Origin of the sequence: Bacillus sp. RE35, from assembly GCF_052146655.1 — a bacterium.
Taxonomy (GTDB): Bacteria; Bacillota; Bacilli; order Bacillales; family Bacillaceae_G; genus Bacillus_A; species Bacillus_A cereus.
This window is the reverse complement of sequence record NZ_CP197377.1, coordinates 3,730,968-3,751,941: the sequence shown is the minus strand read 5'-3', so window position 1 is coordinate 3,751,941 and position 20,974 is coordinate 3,730,968. Positions and strand designations below refer to the sequence as shown.

Here is a 20,974-nt window from a genome sequence, read left to right as displayed (position 1 = left end):
TAATAGAAAAAAATAAAAACATAAGATATAATCATACATATAAAATTTGTACCTATAAATTTTATATGTATGATTGAATTTGATTTGTTGTAATGAAATGGAGGTATATACTATGAAGTTTCCACATGATTTTTTATTCGGAGCTGCTTCAGCTTCTTATCAAGTAGAAGGTGCATGGAATGAAGATGGAAAAGGTGTTACGAATTGGGACGAGTTTTCAAAAATTCCTGGCAAAACATACAATGGAACAAATGGTGATATAGCTGTTGATCATTATCATCGATATAAGGAAGATGTTCGCTTAATGGCTGAGATGGGATTAGAATCGTATCGTTTTTCTATTTCTTGGGCGAGAATATTGCCGACTGGAGATGGAAAGGTAAATGAAAAAGGGATTGAATTTTATAACAACTTAATTGATGAATGTTTAAAATACGGGATTGTGCCGTTTGTCACTTTATATCATTGGGATTTACCATTACCGTTAGAAAAAGATGGTGGATGGACGAATAAAAGAACAGCAGAGGCTTTCGTAAAATATGCAGAAACTTGTTTTAAGGCATTTGGTGACAGAGTTAAGCATTGGATTACTTTTAATGAGACCGTAATGTTTTGTGGATTAGGTTATTTAAAAGGTGCACATCCACCAGGAATACAAAATGATGTTCCAAAGTATTTTCAAGCGACTCATTATGTATTTTATGCACACGCGAAAACAGTTGCGGTGTACAAGCAGCTGAAACAATATGGTGAGATTGGGATTACACATGTTTTCTTACCAGCTTATAGTGTGGATGATCAAAAAGAAAATATACAAGCAGCAAATCATGCGAATGAATATGAAACGTATTGGTATTATGATCCAATTTTAAAAGGCGAGTATCCGTCTTATGTTGTACAACAATTAAAGGAAAAAGGATGGACTCCTAATTGGACGGTTGAAGAATTAGAAATCATTAAACAAAATGCAGAAGAAAATGATTTTATTGGCTTGAATTATTATCAACCAATACGAGTAGAAAGATACGATATGGATATAAAGAGTGAGGAACATTCTCGAGAAAACTCAACGCTTGCTCCAGGTAACCCTTCTTTTGATGGTTTTTATCGAACAGTTAAAATGGATGATAAAACATATACAAAATGGGGATGGGAAATATCTCCCGAAGGTTTCTTAGAGGGATTGCATATGTTGAAAGCGCGTTACGGTGACATAAAGATGTATGTAACGGAAAATGGACTTGGTGATGAAGATCCAATTATTGACGGAGAAATTGTAGATGTTCCGAGAATTAAATTTATTGAAGCGCATTTAAAAGTAATGAAGCGTGCAATTGAAGAGGGAATTAACTTAAAAGGTTATTATGCATGGTCAGTGATTGATCTTTTAAGTTGGTTAAATGGATATAAAAAGCAATATGGCTTTATTTTTGTCGATCATAATGATAACTTAAAACGTAAGAAGAAACTTTCGTTTCATTGGTATAAACGTGTGATCGAAACGAGAGGGGAAGAGTTATAACAGATAAAAGCGTATTTTAGGAGAAAGTGTATGAGTGCAAAGTATAAACAAATTGCAGATGTGTTAGAGCAAAACATTCGAGATGGGCTTTTTAATGAAACGAAAAAACTACCTACAGAAGAAGCGTTGATGAATCGATTTGAAGTAAGCCGTAATACGATACGGAAAGTAATTAGTCAGCTTGTGAATAGAGGTTATATTTTTCAAGTGCAAGGTAGTGGCATGTTTTTACGCGAAACTTCTGTAACAGATTACATTAATTTAGGAAGTTTACGTGGATTAACGAAAAATCTTGTTTCACAAAATATTGAAACGAAAGTGTTAGAGCTGGAAGTAATAGATGCGGACGAAGAGATAGCAAAGCGGATGCAATGCGAAGCTGGAACTAGGTTGTATTTTTTGAAGCGCTTAAGAATTGTAGATGCTAAACCATTCTCTATTGAAGTAAGTTATTTCAAAAAGGATATTATTCCATATTTGAACGAAGAAATAGCATTAAGCTCTGTATACAGTTATTTCATTGAAGATTTACGATTAAATATTGGTTTTGCTGATAAAGTTATTAGTTGTGAAAAAGTAAATAAAGAAAATGCACAGCTTTTAGAATTAAATGAAGGTGATCCGGCGCTTCTTATTGAAAATACAGTGTATCTTGTAAATGGAACAATTTTTGAGTTATCTCAGTCGATGTTTCATTATGAAAAGGCGAAACTTTTAAATCGAATTAATTTTAAATGAAAAATTATCGTGTGAAAAAAGCAACTGGTCCTAAGTGATCAGTTGCTTTTTATTTTTTAAGTGGATGAGCAAAAAAACATGAAAGTGGTTGGTCCGCTTTTTGCAAACATCTATTATGATAAGAGAAGAAAGGTAGTATGTTATCGACGTTTTAAAGAGGAAGGTTTTTATGTAAGTTCTTTAATTAAAATAGATGGGTCTTAGAGAGGTGAAAAGACAATGAGTTTTGCAATTTCACTAGTCGTTATTATTGTAATTGTATCGCTATTTGGGACTGTACTAGTTGCAAGAAACGTGGAGGAGAATTACGGTAAGTCTACAAAAAGAAATGTGAAAAACTTATCTGCAATCTATATTCTTCTTCTTTTTGTTCTACTGGCCGGGGTAACATGGTACGCGGTAATGATTTAATAGTTTGTAAAAGAACTGAAATGAGAGTATGAAGTTGGAATTTCAGAAGCTATTGAGTAATCAGAAAGAGAACCATTTTGGATATATCCATTTACGGATAAGAAAATGTGACTAATTAATACTATTTTTACGGTGAATACTGTTAGTAAAAAATGAGGATAGTTCGTTTTGAAAGGAGGAAACTAGATGGAATGGAAACCAAATCGTGCAGATAAGACACCTGTATATAAACAAATTGCGGATTATATTGAAAGAGGCATTTCTTCAGGTGAATTTCCTTCTGATAGTAAGTTACCTTCTGAGCGTATGTTAGCAAAGGAATTACAGGTGAACCGGAGTACAATAGTAGCTGCGTATGAAGAATTAAAATCACTTGGAGTAGTAGAACGGCAAAAGGGAAGCGGAACACGGGTCAATACAGACATATGGGGTGTCTCACATAAACGAATACCGAACTGGGGTAGGTACGTGGAGGATGGATCGTTCTTACCTAACGTACCACTCGTTCAACAAATTCGAACGGAAACACAAAAAGATGATTTAATTAATTTAGCAAGCGGTGAACTGTCACCAGAATTAATTCCAAGTGATAGATTTCGAACAATTTTGTCGGAGAAAACATTTATGGAAAACCTCGGTTATGATCATCCACTTGGAAATGAGATGTTGAGAAAAACAATTGCAGCACATGTTCAGCAATATAAACAAATTGAAGCAGATTCAAGCTCTATTCTTATTACGTCAGGAGCACAACAGGCGCTTAATCTTATCGTTCAATGTTTATTAAAACCTGGTGATGCGATCGCGATTGAAGATCCTTCGTATTGTTTTTCGCTTCCAATGTTTAAATCGGCCGGTTTAAACATATTTCATTTACCTGTTGATGAGCATGGAATGAATCCAGATGACTTAATCGATTTGCACAAAAAGCATCGCATTCGTATGGTGTTTTTGAATCCAGATTATCAGAATCCGACGGGGACTGTGCTTTCATTAGCGAGACGTAAAAAAATTTTAGAACTGTCTTCTGAGTTCGGTATACCAATTGTAGAAGATGATCCGTATAGTTTAATCTCTTTTAATGGAGAAGTGAACCCGACATTAAAATCAATGGACCAAAATGGAAATGTTCTTTATATAAGTTCATTATCAAAAATTGTTGCATCAGGATTACGTATTGGATGGATAATTGGTCCTACACGTGTAATTGAGCGTTTAGCAGATGCAAAGCAACAAGTTGATTTTGGCCATAGTGTATTTACGCAGTGGGTAGCAAATCAATTTTTAGAATCAAAGGATTTCCATAAACATATTACGATACTTCGTGGACAATTGAAGCAAAGAAGAGATGTATTAATTGCAGAGCTTGAAGGAACATTGGGAGACCGAGTTGAATGTTTCGTGCCAGAGGGTGGAATACATGTATGGTGTAAAGTGAAAGGAAAGTTTGATGAATATCACTTATTAGGTGAATCTATACAGAATGGTGTCGCATTTGTTCCGGGCAGTGTTTTAGGTTCGAAAAATGAATATATACGATTTACGTTTGGTAGAGCGAATATAGAACAAATTCAACTTGGAATTAAACGGTTTGCCGACACGCTAAATGAGATTTCATAATATGGATGTGTGATAGTGAAATGAGGGAAAGAAATGAAGTACGTGACGCTTTTACTTCAAGTAGGCGTGCTATATGTATTTAGCCTAGTGGGTACGTGGATTCAAGGAGTATTCCATCTATCAATGCCAGGAAGTTTAATAGGGATGTTAATACTGTTCCTGCTCCTTTCCACTCGCGTTTTACCGTTAAAATGGTTTGAGTTAGGTGCGGAAAAGTTAATCGTATTTTTACCGTTATTTTTAATCCCTTCGACAACAGGGCTCATGGAATACGGGTCTTTTCTTTTCAGTAAGGAGAGTATTATATTCCTTTTAGTAGTTGCAAGTACTGTAGTAACTTTGATTGTTTCAGGGTATATAAGTCAATTATTAATAACAACAAAAAAATAAAATCGACAAGGTGCACGATTCAAATGGTCTTAATTATTATTACTGTAGCAATTTATTTCTTGGCGACAAAGCTATATAAAAAATTTACGTTTGCATTTACGTTACCGGTGTTAACAGTTACGGCAATTATGATTTGTTTATTTTTCATTTTTGGTATTTCTCATCATGAGTATAGGGAAAATGGAGGAGACATTCTTTCAAGCTTATTGAGCCCTGCAATTGTAGCATTAGCCATACCTCTATTTAAAGAGCGAAAGATACTTATGAAAAATTTTTTATCGATACTTATTGGAGTAGTGATAGGTATAGTGGCTGTAACGAGTATGAATGTAGTGATTGGCGGAATTTTAAATATAGATAAGGAACTTATATTAACTACTTTACCACAGTTAGCAACGATGCCTATTGCCCTATCATTAGCGGATCAAATTGGTGGTATTCCATCTATGACTTCTAGTTTTGTAGTTGTTGCAGGAATAACAGGCGCTATTATCGGACCAACAGTACTTAAGTTTTTCAGTATAACAAGTACGATTGGAAAAGGAGTTGGAATGGGCTGTGCATCACATATTATCGGTGTGAGCCGTCTCGTGAAGGAAGGCGAGAAAGAGGCGACAATCGGTTCGGTAACGATGATTGTAACTGGAATACTCATTAGTATACTAATACCGTATGGAACGAAATTTATTTTTTAAATGTAATGGAGATGATAACAATGACAACATGGTTTATAGTTACATTATTTGTTTTTGGAGCTATTAAAGTATTAGTTTCTAGCATGCCCACTTCTGTTGTGGAATCAATTATTAGTAAATTTGAATTGCATCAAAAGCTTGAGGCGGAAAATACTTCTATATCGATAGATGGAAAAAATATAGAGGGAGAAATGAAACTACAAGTTATTCATGAATTTAATGAGGCTTTGTTTTTAGATAAACATTATTTCCCGCCGCACGGAGAAGGGACACCCATAGTCATTGATACGAAGAAAGGGAATAAAGAGATTAGATTTTCGCTATATAGCTATGAAGAACATGTTGATGTCATTAAGCAATATAAGAAGAAAGTCGTTGCCTATCGTTTACGCTCTAAAAGCCTTCAAACATTGGCACCATTAGCAATAACGGAAGAGTATGCTTAAGAAGGGACCTATAATGGTCTCTTTATTTTTTTATCCAATTATATACGTTCCAAATAAAAGAATGAAAAATCATATAACCAAATAAAGAATATGTATGGTTCCAATTCGCGTTATGTACAAATAAACCTAAACTTTCAGCAATCTGTTCAAAAAGGCTAGCACAAATACCGATTGAAATAATAAATAAAATTCTAGAAACGTTAGATAATTTTTTTGAAATGTGTATAAAGATAACTGTTAAAATCGGCAGTACGAACAATGTAAAAGCTATATTAACCGAAAATGTGGATGAGAAGGGCCTAGCCGGAAAGGAATATATTTGTTTATGAACAAAAAAGGCATCTAAGCAAGTTCCAATAATAGAAGAGAGAAAGATTGTAACTACTAATGCTAGAAACTCATTCTTCTTCTCGGAGGAGGACATTTTTCTTTGCGAGAATGGCGAGTTCAATTTTTTCGAGTGTTTTGCAGTAGTCTTCTGTAATTTGTCCATTTATATTTTCCTCCTTATCAACTAAGTAATTTACAACTTGCCAATCGGTAAACCAATCTTCACTGTCAACTTCTTCATGCTTCATATCTCGCCATGCATAGATGAGTGCAGGGCTGTATATGCGATAAGCGCCATTTCGTAACTGGCATTTCTTTATTCGGCGCTTATAAAACTCACGGGAAAAAGATTCATTTACACTTGAAAATAAATGGGGCCAGTAATCTTTCCTTGATCCTGTATGTGGATGGTGTTGAGCCCAGCTTATTATTTGAGATAAAACATGTGTATCTCGAAATAATAATGAGTACAATCTTTTTCCAATTAATATCCGTTCATGTAAGGAAGTGAAATGTTTCATTGTATCACCAAATAGTAATACTTTTTGTTTCTTATCATTTTCGTAGAATGGGAAAAGAATATGATTAAACTGAAAGAAATCAAAGAGTTTAAATCCAATACTATTTAGTACAGTCTTTTTAAATTGTACATTTTGAATCACTCTTTTTTCTAAGTAGTTTTGTTCATTAATAATAGTGGCAATCGCTAAAGTTTTTTTGTTACCTGTTTTCCAAAAATGGTGCCACATCGTTTCCATAAATGTAGAAACATTTAGGTGAGGGAGAAGGTGAAATAACTTTTGTGATCTCTTTACACTTTGTTCGTAAAGTAAAAATTGAGGGTATACATCTTGGAAAATAAGCCAATTCCCTTTTTCTAAAAAAGAAAAAAATATGAATTGATCTTTCTCTGATAAAATTCTCGTATATAAATCCCCCTTTAAATCAGTCATATTCCAACCGCCGTTACGTGATACCATATGTCCAAGCAGTGCCCAATGTATTTCTGGATATTGAATGTAAAATTGGTAGTATGCGCGTGTTCTTGTAACATTATTTTTATTTAGCTGTTCTGTTTGTATTTTTATTTTGTTGATGATGAGTTGCTCTTCTTTCGTTAATTTATACATGGTATCAGAAGGAATAAGTTTGCTTTTTTGTTTCAATTCATTTTTTACATCGAATAGGGAGAGAGGCAGTGCTTTGGAAGGTCCGTTATATGTATGATATGAATTGTTTCGGTCCATTCCGTTACCTCCCTTTTTCATAAATTTAAACATGATTATTGGCTATGAATCATTCTATTTATTTTATTACGAGTATAAGAAATAAATGAGCGGTGTTTTTTTACAAGGAATTTATTTATCATGCAAACAGTATGGAAAATCTTACTGTTGTGAGGTGAAATGAAAAACAGAAACTAAGTTTAATAGTTTCTGTTTTTTTATTTTGTCAATTAAATGTAACAAACGACGATTATGATTTGAATCAATTGAAAATAATTCAATAAATATTATTTAAATTGAGATGTTTCGTAGGAGGAAAAGGAATGTTAAATAAAATAATTTTAATTACTGGTGGTACAGGTTCGTGGGGGCATGAACTTATAAAACAACTATTAGAAAAATCACCGAAAGAAATTAGAGTTTTTTCAAGAAATGAAACGGTTCAGTTTGAAATGCAGCAACAGTTTATAAATGATGATAGGCTAAAATTTATTATTGGAGATATTCGTGATAAAGATCAACTAGTCTATGCATGCCAAGGTGTACATTATGTATTCCATCTTGCAGCTTTAAAACACGTTCCAGTATGTGAGTATTATCCTTATGAAGCTATAAAAACTAACATACATGGTACGCAAAATGTAATTGAAGCCTCTACACAGATGCAAGTTGAAAAAGTTATATATGTTTCAACGGATAAAGCAGCTGATCCATCAAATACGTATGGGATGACAAAAGCAATTGGTGAAAAATTAATGGTTCATGCGAATATACAAACGAAGAAAACAAAATTCATTTGTGTTCGTGGTGGAAATGTTTTAGGAACGAGTGGAAGTGTAGTACCGCTTTTTAAACAACAAATTAAAAGATCTTCAGAAGTAGGGATTACCGATGCGAATATGACTAGATTTTTCTTAACAGTTGAAGATGCTGTTGGATTGTTATTTAAAGCCGTATCTCAAGGTAGAGGCGGGGAAATCTTTGTTATGAAAATGCCGGCATGTAAAATAACAGATTTAGCGGAAATATTAATTGAAGATTCAAAAAAAGAAAATATTAAGGTGAAAGAGGTAGGGATAAGACCGGGTGAAAAATTAAGTGAAATGCTTCTATCTGAGGTAGAGAGTAAAACAAGTATAAGTTTTGATCAAAATTATTTTGTGGTACTACCGACGATTCCTATCGAAGGACTTCAAGAATATTATTCTAGCTATCCGCTAGTGGATGGGAAGAATTTTAGTTCTCAACAAGATTTACTTGCAAAACATGAGGTGAAACAAATGCTATTAAAAGGAGGGTTTTTGCGATGAAAAAAAATGCGAGCCTTTTAATAACTGGTGCAAATGGTTTCACAGGCCGCCATGCTTGCCACTATTTTTTAGAGCAGGGCTTTCATGTAATTCCTATGTTTCAAAATCGTGCACATAGAGAAAAAATTAGAAATGGTATTACGTGTAATTTAACTAATAAGAGCGAAGTAATGAAGGTAATGAAACAAATAAAGCCAGACTACGTATTGCATTTAGCGGGAAGGAATTCGGTTATAGAATCTTGGACAGCTGCTCTTGAGTATATAGAGATTAATGTAATAGGAACGTTATATTTATTAGAAGCAATTAAGCAAGAAGCCTCGCATTGTAGAACATTAGTTATAGGATCTGCTTTGCAAGCAGATAGTATGAACGAAATGAAAATTTCAAATCCATATAGTTTAAGTAAAACGATGCAAGTCATTATTGCAGAGGCTTGGGGAGGATTAATGGATTCAAATATTATCATTGCAAAGCCCTCAAACTTAATTGGTCCAGGGGTATCGAATGGTATTTGTTCGATTCTCGCAAAGAAAATAATAGATATAGAATCAGGTAGAAGTAAGGCTATTATCGAAGTAAACAGTTTGAAAGATAGTAGAGATTTTCTAGATGTACGTGATGCGGTCAAAGCGTATCATGTGTTATTACGAGATGGAATAAATGGAAAACAATATAATATCGGATCAGGAGTAAAACGATCTTTATTAGATGTACTAGAACAATATAAAGAATTAACACAGCTAAATTTTTTTATAGAGGAAACAGAGAAAAGTGGGAGCGACTCAAATGAGAGTTTAGCAACAGAGGAAATAAAAAATTTAGGTTGGATCCCAGAAATTGAATTTCATCAATCATTAAAAGATGTACTTGAGTATGCGAAGTGTAGTGACATCTGCGTGCAATGAAAAACAAAAAAGGGTGTAAGAAATATATGAATGGTTATGAAGTAATAGATAATCAAAATACGCTATTTCTTTCAATTGTTGATACGCTGGACTGGAGAGATGAAGAAGCGCATGTATTGCTTATTTATGAGGCAATACATAAATATCAAGCGTATGTAGAAGAAAAAAGGGTTAATCGAATAAAGTCAGCATTAGAGACGGAAACTAGATATGTGATTCAAATCTTTGCTCAATACGAGTGTAGTGAGTATGGAAATGATTTTTATGAACTCATTAACGATCTTTTACAAGATATAGAGGTGGAGTTAAAGATTTATATAAAAAAATAATAAGTTTATTTACATTTAAAAGGTAAAGAGAAAGCTAGATTTTTAATAATAAAGGTGGGTATAAGTTATGAGCAAAACGATTCTTTTTACTGGGGGCGGTACAGCCGGACACGTTATGATTAATATTGTATTAATTCCTAAATTTATAGAGAAAGGCTGGAGAGTCGAGTATATTGGATCCAAAAATGGAATTGAAAAATCATTAGTGCAAAATGTAAAATACAATAGTGTTTCAACGGGAAAGCTTAGGAGATATTGGGATTGGGAGAATTTTAAAGATCCTTTTAAAATTATACGCGGTTGTTTACAAAGTTATAATTTAATTAAGAAAACAAAGCCTGACGTTATCTTTTCAGCAGGAGGATTTGTTTCAGTTCCTGTAGCTATAGGAGCATGGTTAAATCGTGTGCCTATAATTATACGTGAACCAGATAGCACATTAGGGCTTGCCAATAAAATAGCATTACCTTTTGCTACAAAGCTATGCACAACATTTCCTCAGACAGGAGAAAATGTAAGTAATGAGAAGAAGGTTTATGTAGGACCAATTGTAAGGGAAGAAATTGAGAAGGGTAACGTATTACGAGGAAGAAGATATTGTGAATTTCAGCAAGATAAACCAGTATTATTAATTATGGGTGGGAGTCAAGGTGCTAAGTGGATAAATGATATGGTAAGGGAATGTTTAGATACAATACTATTAAACTTTAATATTATTCATATATGTGGTAAAGGGAAGGTAGACCCATCTATTGGCATGGAGGGATATATGCAATTTGAATATATAGGCGACGAGTTGCCGCATATACTAAATATGGCAAGTGTTGTAGTTTCTAGAGCGGGTTCTACTGCTATTTCTGAATTGTTATTTTTGAAGAAACCGATGTTGCTTATCCCGTTAACTAACAGTTCCAGTAGGGGAGATCAAGTTTTAAATGCTGAATATTTTTCACGGCAAGGATATGCGGAAGTTATACTCCAAGACAGAGTAAGTACGAATACATTTATACATGCAGTAAATAAGTTGTATACAAATAAGGAGAAATATATTCAAAACATGAATGGATATAAGAAAACAAATGATGAGGGAATTCATCAAATAATAGATATAATAAATGAAGTGGTGAAGTAATAGAAATGTAAATAGAAAAACAAAAGGAAAGAAGGTATCTTCTTTCCTTTTTGCTATATTTGTTCTAATTAGTTATGTACTATGGGTGAATGCCGTTTTCTAATAGCTCAGTAAATGCATGAATATGAATAGGTTTACTGTAATAATAACCTTGAATAAACTGACATTTATTTTTTTGAAGGAAATTTACGTGCTCTTTCGTTTCTACACCTTCAGCAATGACAGACATTCCTAATGTATTTGCTAATGTGATGATCGTTTTAATAATTTCCATTCCATCATCACATGTTTCAGACATTGTAATAAATTCTCTCGGGATTTTTAACGTATCAATTGGATACAAAGGTAAGTAGGCTAGCGAAGAATAACCTGTACCAAAATCGTCGATAGAAATGTGAATCCCTAAACTTTTTAGTGTACGCAGTTTTATCAATGTTTCTCGCTCATCCATCATTGCAATTCGCTCTGTTAATTCAAGATCAAGAGAGCTTGCTGGTAAACCTGTATTTGTTAAAGTAGAAGAAATAGATTTTACAAAATCCTCTTGTTCAAATTCCTTAGCAGATAAATTTACACCTATTTTTAAATGTGAATATCCGAGTACGTGCCAACGTTTCATTTGTTTACAAGCCTGCTCTAATGTCCATTTACCTATTGAAATAATTTGTAGTGTTTCTTCTGCAATCGGAATAAACTCGTATGGAGAAATAATACCTAATTCAGGATGATTCCACCTAATTAAAGCTTCTGCACCGATAATTTTATTAGATTCACTATCAACTTGAGGTTGATACAAAAGGAACAATTCTTCATTTTGTAGTGCGTTTGGTAAATCTTTTTCTAATCGCAATCGTCTTTCAATTTTTTTAGCGATTACATCGTCATAAATAGATACAGAGTTAAGTTCTTTTGCTTTTGCATCATACATTGCAACATTAGCGTTTTTCAGAAGTGTAGCGGTATCGATTCCGGAATGTGGATAAATAGCGATGCCGATACTCAGTGATAAAGTTAATTTATGCTCATGTATGATAAATGACTTTTTCATGCATTTAAATAATTGGTTACATAATTGGAATAAGTAATCTTCGTCAGTATAGTTTTCAATTATGATTGTAAATTCATCGCCACCGATTCTTGAAAGATGAGTATGTGATGGAAGACATGATTGGAAGCGCTTTGCTACTTCTTCTAATATGTAGTCTCCTGATGAATGTCCAAGTGTATCGTTAATTGCTTTAAAGCGATCTAAATCTAAATATAATAATGCAAACTCGCTTTCTGTTATTTCAGCATTTTTTATAACTCTCTTTAATTTCTTATGGAAAAAGGCACGGTTACCAATTTTCGTTACAGTGTCATGGAATGCTAAATATTTTATTTCTTCTTGCTGTTTTTTTAGTGCAGTAATATCTTTCACCATAATATAGCTTCCTGAAATTTGTCCGTCTATTATAATAGGAATGATTGTAACGTATAAAAAATAAGTAAAGCCATCTTTATATTGAGAACTAAGTTGTAAGGATGCCGATTCTTGTTGTTTCACTTTCTCTAACGCCAATGCTAGCTTATGCTTATCTTCATCTAAAATAATCGAAAAACAAGTTTCACCGAGTAACTCATCTGTTGGTGCTCCAAGTAGTACACTCCCAGCCTTATTTACATTTAAGAATATTCCATTTAAATCAATGGTGAAAATAGGGTCAGGATGATATTCATATAATGATTTGAATTTTTGTTGTTTTTGAGAAAGAGCCTCTGATTTATGAACTAAATCAGAAGTCCGTAAAGTAACTTTTTCTTCTAGTTGGGCATTAAATGCCTGCAAACGTTTTGTTAAGGAATTGTTTTGCATACGTACGATAGAATGACGAATGAGTACGAAAATAAAAGTAATACAATTTCCTGTAATGAGAGTTGAAGATGATGTTTGTTCTTTTAATGTAAACCCGATTAGTATTGCAACAGCAAGATAGGGAAATACAACTAAAGCTTTTTTTCCTATTATAGGGTTTACAAGGAAATAATTTTTATGGCTATTATGATCTTCTGAAATAGAGCCAGCTATTGCAATAAGTAATATAGGTATTCTATATAAAAGACGTAATAATATTATCGTTTCAGTTGATAAGTGGTTATTTAAGTAAAAATAAATATAGTTAAAAGTTGCAGAACTTATTAATACAAAAATAAAGATATAAATTTTCCGTTTGGAATTAAAAATTGTTGGACGGAAAAAGAGACTAACACCTAGCAGTAGAAATAATAAATCTGCAATTGGGTATAAAAATGAAAGGAAAACATCTCCTAGTGAAAGAGCGAATATATTTAAATTTGGTTGATTAAATAAATACCATTCTAATGTAAATATGGAAGTAAGCACTATGCATATATCACAAATAAAGAACGCTTTTTCCCATTTATTGCATTCCTTTAAGATTTTATAGCAGAAAGCGATAAGACAGAAAAATAGAAAAAACATGTAAAATACATCAGAAACCGTAAAACGATGTATTGGAATTTCGAAGAAGCTATCTTGATATGTATATACTATTTTCCCTAATAAAAAACTACCAATTGCTATTGTAATACATATCCAAAACGGATTTGAACTGACTTTTTTAGAATATATAGAGTAAATCAGTGATACAAATGTAATGGCTTCAACGACAAGTGAAGCGAAGCGTACATCTGAATTTGAAAAATGAGTAGGGAACAGATAGAAAAACATAAAATAGATTGAATAGCATATTAATGTTCCGATTAATATACATAATTGTAAATTTTTATTTAATTTCAATGAAATCACCTTCTTTAATTATGCACTATGTTCGTTATATCTATACATAATAATATTATTTAAGAATTGTATCAGATTTCCTTATAAAAATCATGTTTATAAGGAAAGTGTTAAAGAGTGTAAGTATTCTTAAGGTTGAAAAAATATTGCGGTTGATAGTATAGACTGTATCAAGACTTTAAATAGAAATTGTATATTTAGTCATCCTTTGAATTGTAAAGTTTTTTTAGTGATTTGTAAGTGGAGATGCAAAATTGCATATAAAATGATGAGTATCTTTTTTTGGTGAGCTTTTTATTTTTAATCTGAAGATTAATATTTGTGAAAATGTTGAGAAAAGATATAAAATAAGAACGTGTATTCTTACAGAGTGGAATAGTATTGCCACTAAATAGGGAGGCTTTTTTATGATATATCGAATTAAAGATTCAGAAATATACTATGAAATTGTGGGAGAGGGTAAACCGGTCATTATCATACATGGCTGCGCCCCTGACCATAGGTTAATGATGAAATGTATGGAATCAGTATTTCAGAAATATGAAGGTTATAAGCGAATATATATTGATTTACCTGGAATGGGAAAATCGAATGCTCCAAATTGGATAAATAGTTCAGATCGTATAGTAGAAGTGCTTATCACATTTATTGAGGAAATCATTTCTACTGAAAAATTTTTATTGGTAGGAGAATCATATGGAGGCTATTTAGCCAAAGGTATACTTGCAAAGATGTTTGAGAGAGTTAGCGGATTACTATTAGTATGTCCTGTTGTTGTAGCGGAGCCAGAAAAAAGGATTCTTCCAGATAAACAGGTAATTGTACAAGATGAGGAATTTTTAAATACGCTCACTTCCACAGAAAGAGAGGAGTTTTGTGAGTTAGCTGTAATAGCAAATGAATATACATATAAGCGATTTAAAGAAGAAATTAAGCCTGGGTTAGATGTTGCTAATTATGAATTTATTGAAAGGTTGCAAAAGAATTACTCTCTTACTATGGATTTTCAGCATGAAAAATATGAAAATCCCGTTCTTTTACTGACTGGAAGACAAGATATATCAGTAGGTTATCAAAATATTATAGAAATTATTGAAGAATATCCAAGGGCAACATTAGCAGTGTTAGATATGGCAGGGCATAATTTGCAAATTGAGCAGCCTGAATTATTTGAGAGTTTAGTAGGAGAATGGATTAGACGAACAAATCAGCACAGTTTATAAAGTATTTTAGTATTACCCCTAAGTGTTGAAATGGGATAAATGAACGTGATTTATTAACTTATCTCGCTATTTGCCGGGCAGCCCGATTAGTGAGGGCTGATTAAAGTTTCACTTTATAAAAAATTTTAAGGAGAAATTATGAGCACATATATTTATATGGTTAGACATGGTGAATCACCAAAACTAGAAGGAAATGAAAGAATGCGTGGATTAACTGAGAGGGGACATATGGATGCCCGTAGAGTAACTGACATATTAAAAGCGGAGAGGATTGATACTTTTATTTCCAGTCCTTATAATCGGGCTATGCTAACGATAGAGGAGTCAGCTAATTTCCATGAAAAAGAAATAGTAGTATATGAAAATCTTAAAGAGTGTATGTTTTCAAGTGAGGATCAGGTTATATCAGACAAAGAGGTGTATCCACTTGTACAGAAGATGTTCTCTAATCCGGACTTTGCACGAACGGAAGGAGAGTCATATGCAGATTGCCAGAGAAGAGTAGTGAAAGTATTAAAAGAAATCTTAATGGATTTTCGAGGATGCAAAATTGTAATTGGTACACATGGGCTTGTCATGACATTAATGATGAACTATTTTGATAAACAATATGGTTTTGAATTTTTAATGAATACGTCAAAACCGGATATATATAAGATGGAATTTAAAGAAGAACAATTAATGAATGTAGAGAGATTATGGAAAGTTGAATAAAATTAGTTGCATGGATTTTGTTGTAAAAGTTACTTTTATAGCAAAGTCTTTTTTTGAATAGAAAGCATCTTTATCAACTATTGTTAGAATGTTAAATAAATAAGTAATTATTCAGTCTTTGAATAAATTATGGAGAAATTGGTTTAGGGAAACAATTTTAAATGTGCCAAAATTCCAAACGTTGGATTTATATTCAATAGGAGAAAAAGATGTAGAATTTTGTCTTACAGTCCCCGTTTACTTTTCATTTCATTACATATAGGCTTTGTGGTGTAAGGGAGGACATTGCCTTTACGTAAAATCTATAAGGAGGTCATTGTAATGAAACAGATTAAAAAGTTTGCGGGAGTTGCTTTAGCGGGGACGATTGGATTAAGTGGATTACTGTTTTTAGAACCAAGTGTAAGCGTTGCGGAAGCACAGCAAGTGAAAGTAGAAAATTTCAATACAATTGATGTAACGATGAATCTAAATGAATTGTATGTATTAAGTGGCAGAAGCATTGATATTCTTTCTGGAGATAAAGAAGCAATTCAGTTAAATAAATACACAATTAGTTTTAATAAACCTGGGAAGTATGTGATTAAAGTAAATGGCTGTATTTATGATGATGTATATACTTTTATTGTAAATGAGTAGTATATATTCTTAAATTGCGAGATAAAAACAGAAACACCCTATTTGCGATGAGAGTCGTAAATAGGGTGAATTTATTTGTATTAAGCTGTACTTTAAATATGTTCACTAATATTCTTTTTGTTATGTAAAAGTGTTAACAATGTAAATGAAATATACATCTTCACAGTCAAAAAAGTTAAAATATTTCGTTTTAAGGATTATAATGGAGGGAGGAACATAAAAGGGAGTGAATGAACTTGAAACAAGAACTTATTGAAAGATTTACGAGATATGTAAAAATTGATACGCAATCAAATGAAGAAAGTCATACAGTACCAACAACACCAGGACAAATTGAGTTTGGTAAGTTATTAGTGGAAGAGCTAAAAGAAATTGGTTTAACAGAAGTAACGATGGATGATAATGGCTATGTAATGGCAACACTTCCAGCTAATACGGACAAGGATGTTCCTGTAATCGGATTTTTAGCCCATTTAGATACGGCAACAGACTTTACAGGGAAAAACGTCAAACCACAAATTCATGAAAATTTTGATGGTAATGCAATTACGTTAAATGAAGAGCTAAATGTTGTGTTAACACCAGAGCAGTTCCCGGAATTACCATCATATAAAGGACATACCATTATTACAACTGATGGTACAACACTTCTAGGAGCAGATGATAAAGCTGGTCTTACAGAAATTATGGTTGCAATGAACCATTTAATACATAATCCGCAAATTAAGCACGGGAAAATAAGAGTAGCATTTACACCGGATGAAGAAATTGGTCGTGGGCCAGCGCATTTTGATGTAGAAGCGTTTGGTGCATCATTCGCTTATACGATGGATGGAGGTCCATTAGGTGGTTTAGAGTATGAAAGTTTTAATGCTGCAGGTGCTAAGTTAACGTTTAACGGAACGAATACACATCCTGGAACAGCGAAAAATAAAATGCGCAATGCTACTAAACTGGCTATGGAGTTTAACGGGTATTTACCAGTAGAAGAGGCGCCAGAATATACAGAAGGCTATGAGGGATTCTATCATTTACTTTCTTTAAATGGTGATGTTGAGCAAAGTAAAGCGTATTATATTATTCGAGACTTTGATCGTGAAAATTTTGAGGCACGTAAAAATAACGTTAAAAATATTGTGAAGACTATGCAAGAAAAATATGGCGAAGATGCAGTCGTTTTAGAAATGAATGATCAATACTATAACATGCTTGAAAAAATTGAACCGGTAAGAGAAATTGTTGATATTGCATATGAAGCAATGAAAAGTTTAGACATTGAACCAAATATTCATCCGATTCGCGGAGGCACAGATGGATCACAATTATCATATATGGGATTACCGACGCCGAATATTTTCACTGGTGGTGAAAACTATCACGGTAAATTTGAGTATGTTTCGGTAGATACTATGGAAAAAGCTGTTCAAGTTATTGTGGAAATTGCAAGACGTTTTGAGGAGCAAGCTTAAAAAAGAACCAAGTAGTACGAATGTGCTACTTGGTTCTTTTAATATAGTACTCGCCACAAATAAAAAGTCGCATAAGACTCCCAATTAGCCCAGTTTGCCGCGAAATCTTTTATTTCATTTTTTGTCGGTTTATTTTCGGAACCTGTTATAAATTTAATTGCATTATGCAGACCAACATCATCAATTGGAAAAGCCGAAGGAAATCTTAAACAACGCATTAAAACATAGTTGGCAGTCCATGGCCCTATACCATGGATAGCAGTTAATTGTTTCTCAGCAACCTTTACATCTTGTGTTTGCAGTAAATCCTCTTTTAATAGTTTTCTCTCTGTAATAAGCTTCGCAATACCGATTAAATATTCACATTTTCTAGTCGTCATTTTTAATTGTTGGAGATCTTCTACATGTAGATTTGCAATTGTTTCAGGTGATGGGAATATCCAATGCTTTCTACCGTCCCATTCTACATAACTTCCAAATTGCTCAACTAATCTCCTTTTTAGTGTATAAGCATATGTTAGGTTAATTTGTTGACCGATAATTCCCCAGGAAAGTGCCTCAAATAAGTCTGGAATGCCTAAAGTACGAAGGCCATAATATTGTTCAATTGGTCCTTGAAGGAGTAAATCATGTTTAGCTAATGTATAAAATGGGGCTAAATCAGTAGTTAAATCAAACCATTCTTTTACATAGTTAACTACAGCTTCACGTATCGATTTTTCAGATGTATATGGTTCTTCTAAACAACGTATTTGAATATTCCCATCTGTATTCACACTAATTTCAACTAAAGGATTTACATCTTGAACAGGGATAACTTTATAAATTTTGTTATCTTCAATATGGAACATACATTCATTGTTAGAGCGTGATAGATAACGTAAATTTTCTTGGAAACAAAATTCTTTTGGAACTGCTATAGATAATGCGCTATTATATTCTGCTGTCATATGAATTCCACCTGCAACTTTTCTAATGTAAGCAATTTTTTCTTCATTTCTAATCCACCCCTAAATCCGGTTAGTTTCCCATTCTTCCCAATAACGCGGTGACAAGGAATGGTAATAAGAAGAGGGTTAGCAGCAATAGCAGAAGCAACGGCGCGCACAGCTTTAGGTTTTTGAATTCTTTCAGCAATTTCTGTATAAGAATATGTCTTTCCATAAGGAATTTCACGTACCGTATTCCAAACAGATAATTGAAAATTAGTTCCATAAGCATCGATAGGAAATGTAAAAGTTTCTCGCTTGTTTTCTAAATACTCGATAACTTCTTGCGTATATATTTGCAAGTAATCTGGACTATGGGTCAATATATGTTGGGGCAGTTTTTTTCTAGCCCATATATTTAATTCTTCAAAGTTTTCGTCTTGTGATCCAATGAAACATAGTCCATTTTCAGTTGCAGCAATATGAAATCGCCAATTTTTATGTGTAAGTAGCGTCCAATATATATAATTATTTTTGTAGGAATTCATTATCGTATCCCTCTTTCATTTCGTTCTTTTTTCGATATTCAGTAGGAGTAAATCCGGTTTTCTTTTTAAATAAAGTTGCGAAATACTCTGGGTTTTCTATCCCGACAGCAGTACTAATTTCTTTAATAGATTGATTTGTGTGTAAAAGGTATTCGGTTGCTTTAAGAACCCTGAATTGTTGCATATATTCTATAGGAGTTAACCCTATTATTCTTTTGAAAGTACGTTGTAAATGAAAAGGGCTACCGTGACACATTTCCGCAAGCATGTCGAGAGTTAAGGATTCGTCATAATGCTTTTCGATATAGTCTTTAATTTGTTCTACCCACTCTTCATTAGGTAAAGTGATTCCATTTGGCTTACAACGTTTGCACGGGCGAAAGTTCTCACTTAATGCTTGCTCTGCATGATGAAAAATTCGTACATTGTTTCTATTCGGTATTCTTGATTTGCATGATGGCCTGCAAAAGATTCCAGTTGATTTCACAGCATAAAAGAATTTGCTATCATAGGAAGAATCATTATGAATAATTGCTTGCCAATACTCATTTGTTAATGTAACTCCTTCATTGTGCATAGAACATCACCTCTGAAATTAGTATAACCTGAATAAAGTGCGTATGTATGTATTCATAAATGTAAGAGCAAGATTACAAAGGTGAAAATATAATTGTTTTCTATTTTGTGATAGCATGAAATTTGGAAATAAACATCAAGAGGAGGACTATAGATGAAGTTAATTTCATGGAATGTAAATGGTTTGCGAGCTGTTATCGCAAAAGGTGGATTTTTGGAATATCTTGAGGAATCAAGTGCTGACATATTTTGTCTACAAGAGATTAAATTACAAGAAGGGCAAATTGATTTAAATTTAGAGGGATATTATACATACTGGAATTATGCTGTGAAAAAAGGATATTCAGGAACTGCTATTTTTTCGAAAAAAGAACCGCTTTCAGTTACATATGGTTTAGGCATTGAAGAGCATGATCAAGAAGGGCGACTTATTACTTTAGAATTCGAAGATTTTTACATGATAACGTTATATACACCAAATTCAAAACGTGGATTAGAACGATTAGATTACAGAATGAAATGGGAAGATGATTTCAGGTCCTATATCAAACGATTAGATGAGAAGAAACCAGTTATTTTTTGTGGAGACTTAAATGTTGCTCATAAAGAAATCGATTTGAAAAATCCGAAAAGTAATCGTAAAAATCCTGGATTCTCTGATGAGGAACGAGAGAAATTTTCATGTATTTTAGAAGAAGGATTTATTGATACATATCGTTACCTTTATCCTAATCAAGAAGGTGCATACTCGTGGTGGTCGTATCGTATGGGCGCGAGAGCGAAAAATATCGGATGGCGTTTAGATTATTTTGTTGTTTCGGAAAGAATGAAAGACCAAATAACAGAAGCGAAAATTAATAGTGAAGTAATGGGGTCAGACCATTGTCCAGTTGAATTACATATAAATTTCTAAAAAAAGAAGTATCTCCCTAATATTAGGGAGATACTTCTTTTTTTAATTCAGTTTGTTAAAATTTTTCAAATCATTCTTGAAATAATTTCATATTAAATATATACTT

22 protein-coding genes are annotated in these 20,974 nt (G+C 32.9%); 16 read left to right on the top strand and 6 right to left on the bottom strand.

Going from position 1 to position 20,974, the window contains the following annotated elements; translation table 11 throughout:
- The first annotated feature begins 112 nt into the window (after positions 1 to 112).
- The 7 genes from ACTL4X_RS19070 to ACTL4X_RS19040 all read left to right on the top strand — a co-directional run bounded on the left by ACTL4X_RS19070 (position 113) and on the right by ACTL4X_RS19040 (position 5,822).
- Positions 113 to 1,522 carry a glycoside hydrolase family 1 protein gene (locus ACTL4X_RS19070; RefSeq protein WP_000671620.1) on the top strand — a complete coding sequence of 470 codons (1,410 nt, stop codon included), beginning with the start codon at positions 113 to 115 and terminating at the stop codon, positions 1,520 to 1,522.
- Between the two features lie 30 nt (positions 1,523 to 1,552).
- Positions 1,553 to 2,260, top strand: a complete 708-nt coding sequence (locus ACTL4X_RS19065; RefSeq protein WP_001274912.1) for a GntR family transcriptional regulator — start codon at positions 1,553 to 1,555, stop codon at positions 2,258 to 2,260.
- A gap of 219 nt (positions 2,261 to 2,479) precedes the next feature.
- A complete protein-coding gene (locus ACTL4X_RS19060; protein WP_000006458.1) occupies positions 2,480 to 2,671 on the top strand; it encodes a hypothetical protein in 192 nt (63 codons plus the stop codon).
- A 186-nt stretch (positions 2,672 to 2,857) separates the two neighbouring features.
- Positions 2,858 to 4,291, top strand: a complete 1,434-nt coding sequence (gene pdxR / locus ACTL4X_RS19055) for a MocR-like pyridoxine biosynthesis transcription factor PdxR (protein ID WP_000454965.1) — start codon at positions 2,858 to 2,860, stop codon at positions 4,289 to 4,291.
- 33 nt (positions 4,292 to 4,324) lie between these two features.
- Positions 4,325 to 4,681: a CidA/LrgA family holin-like protein gene (locus tag ACTL4X_RS19050; RefSeq protein WP_000878488.1), complete on the top strand. Its 357-nt coding sequence runs from the start codon at positions 4,325 to 4,327 to the stop codon at positions 4,679 to 4,681.
- Between the two features lie 23 nt (positions 4,682 to 4,704).
- Positions 4,705 to 5,376: an LrgB family protein gene (locus ACTL4X_RS19045; RefSeq protein WP_000242939.1), complete on the top strand. Its 672-nt coding sequence runs from the start codon at positions 4,705 to 4,707 to the stop codon at positions 5,374 to 5,376.
- 20 nt (positions 5,377 to 5,396) lie between these two features.
- Positions 5,397 to 5,822: a YfmQ family protein gene (locus ACTL4X_RS19040; RefSeq protein ID WP_000214634.1), complete on the top strand. Its 426-nt coding sequence runs from the start codon at positions 5,397 to 5,399 to the stop codon at positions 5,820 to 5,822.
- A gap of 22 nt (positions 5,823 to 5,844) precedes the next feature.
- On the opposite strand, the gene ACTL4X_RS19035 is transcribed toward ACTL4X_RS19040, so the two are convergent.
- Both ACTL4X_RS19035 and ACTL4X_RS19030 read right to left on the bottom strand, forming a co-directional pair.
- Entirely contained in the window at positions 5,845 to 6,246 is a 402-nt protein-coding gene (locus tag ACTL4X_RS19035) for a CBO0543 family protein (protein WP_033666325.1), read from the bottom strand.
- The gene (locus ACTL4X_RS19030) at positions 6,221 to 7,399 is read right to left on the bottom strand and encodes a DUF2515 domain-containing protein (protein ID WP_000375773.1); all 1,179 of its coding nucleotides are present in this window, start codon (positions 7,397 to 7,399) and stop codon (positions 6,221 to 6,223) included. Before ACTL4X_RS19030 ends, ACTL4X_RS19035 begins: the two co-directional genes overlap by 26 nt.
- Positions 7,400 to 7,701: 302 nt before the next feature.
- Between ACTL4X_RS19030 and ACTL4X_RS19025 the strand changes: the two genes are divergently transcribed.
- The 4 genes from ACTL4X_RS19025 (at position 7,702) to ACTL4X_RS19010 (ending at position 11,057) form a co-directional block, all read left to right on the top strand.
- Positions 7,702 to 8,688 (top strand): UDP-N-acetylglucosamine 4,6-dehydratase family protein, encoded by a 987-nt coding sequence (locus ACTL4X_RS19025; protein WP_086401001.1) that lies wholly within the window; start codon positions 7,702 to 7,704, stop codon positions 8,686 to 8,688.
- Positions 8,685 to 9,596 (top strand): NAD-dependent epimerase/dehydratase family protein, encoded by a 912-nt coding sequence (locus ACTL4X_RS19020; RefSeq protein WP_000739078.1) that lies wholly within the window; start codon positions 8,685 to 8,687, stop codon positions 9,594 to 9,596. Before ACTL4X_RS19025 ends, ACTL4X_RS19020 begins: the two co-directional genes overlap by 4 nt.
- A gap of 26 nt (positions 9,597 to 9,622) precedes the next feature.
- A complete protein-coding gene (locus ACTL4X_RS19015; RefSeq protein WP_441395071.1) occupies positions 9,623 to 9,925 on the top strand; it encodes a DUF6572 domain-containing protein in 303 nt (100 codons plus the stop codon).
- 67 nt (positions 9,926 to 9,992) lie between these two features.
- Positions 9,993 to 11,057 (top strand): undecaprenyldiphospho-muramoylpentapeptide beta-N-acetylglucosaminyltransferase, encoded by a 1,065-nt coding sequence (locus ACTL4X_RS19010; RefSeq protein WP_000047562.1) that lies wholly within the window; start codon positions 9,993 to 9,995, stop codon positions 11,055 to 11,057.
- 79 nt (positions 11,058 to 11,136) lie between these two features.
- On the opposite strand, the gene ACTL4X_RS19005 is transcribed toward ACTL4X_RS19010, so the two are convergent.
- Positions 11,137 to 13,857 carry a sensor domain-containing protein gene (locus ACTL4X_RS19005; RefSeq protein ID WP_000773558.1) on the bottom strand — a complete coding sequence of 907 codons (2,721 nt, stop codon included), beginning with the start codon at positions 13,855 to 13,857 and terminating at the stop codon, positions 11,137 to 11,139.
- Between the two features lie 407 nt (positions 13,858 to 14,264).
- Between ACTL4X_RS19005 and ACTL4X_RS19000 the strand changes: the two genes are divergently transcribed.
- From ACTL4X_RS19000 to pepT, 4 genes are all read left to right on the top strand, one after another.
- Positions 14,265 to 15,080, top strand: a complete 816-nt coding sequence (locus tag ACTL4X_RS19000; RefSeq protein ID WP_000640346.1) for an alpha/beta fold hydrolase — start codon at positions 14,265 to 14,267, stop codon at positions 15,078 to 15,080.
- A gap of 138 nt (positions 15,081 to 15,218) precedes the next feature.
- Positions 15,219 to 15,794 (top strand): histidine phosphatase family protein, encoded by a 576-nt coding sequence (locus ACTL4X_RS18995; protein WP_086401004.1) that lies wholly within the window; start codon positions 15,219 to 15,221, stop codon positions 15,792 to 15,794.
- Positions 15,795 to 16,115: 321 nt separating this feature from the next.
- Positions 16,116 to 16,433 (top strand): hypothetical protein, encoded by a 318-nt coding sequence (locus ACTL4X_RS18990; RefSeq protein ID WP_000809495.1) that lies wholly within the window; start codon positions 16,116 to 16,118, stop codon positions 16,431 to 16,433.
- A gap of 236 nt (positions 16,434 to 16,669) precedes the next feature.
- The gene (gene pepT, locus ACTL4X_RS18985) at positions 16,670 to 17,902 is read left to right on the top strand and encodes a peptidase T (protein WP_000807014.1); all 1,233 of its coding nucleotides are present in this window, start codon (positions 16,670 to 16,672) and stop codon (positions 17,900 to 17,902) included.
- Between the two features lie 38 nt (positions 17,903 to 17,940).
- Here pepT and ACTL4X_RS18980 read toward each other — a convergent pair whose 3' ends face one another.
- From ACTL4X_RS18980 to ACTL4X_RS18970, 3 genes are read right to left on the bottom strand one after another with little or no spacing between them, the layout of a single operon-like run.
- A complete protein-coding gene (locus ACTL4X_RS18980; RefSeq protein WP_086401005.1) occupies positions 17,941 to 18,852 on the bottom strand; it encodes a DNA glycosylase in 912 nt (303 codons plus the stop codon).
- Positions 18,849 to 19,379 carry a methylated-DNA--[protein]-cysteine S-methyltransferase gene (locus tag ACTL4X_RS18975; protein ID WP_001089840.1) on the bottom strand — a complete coding sequence of 177 codons (531 nt, stop codon included), beginning with the start codon at positions 19,377 to 19,379 and terminating at the stop codon, positions 18,849 to 18,851. The genes ACTL4X_RS18980 and ACTL4X_RS18975 overlap by 4 nt, the downstream gene beginning before the upstream one ends.
- Positions 19,360 to 19,956, bottom strand: coding sequence for a bifunctional transcriptional activator/DNA repair enzyme AdaA (locus ACTL4X_RS18970; protein ID WP_151639895.1), 597 nt, complete (start codon positions 19,954 to 19,956; stop codon positions 19,360 to 19,362). The genes ACTL4X_RS18975 and ACTL4X_RS18970 overlap by 20 nt, the downstream gene beginning before the upstream one ends.
- Positions 19,957 to 20,109: 153 nt before the next feature.
- Between ACTL4X_RS18970 and ACTL4X_RS18965 the strand changes: the two genes are divergently transcribed.
- A complete protein-coding gene (locus ACTL4X_RS18965) occupies positions 20,110 to 20,868 on the top strand; it encodes an exodeoxyribonuclease III (protein WP_000767621.1) in 759 nt (252 codons plus the stop codon).
- The last annotated feature ends 106 nt before the right edge of the window (positions 20,869 to 20,974 follow it).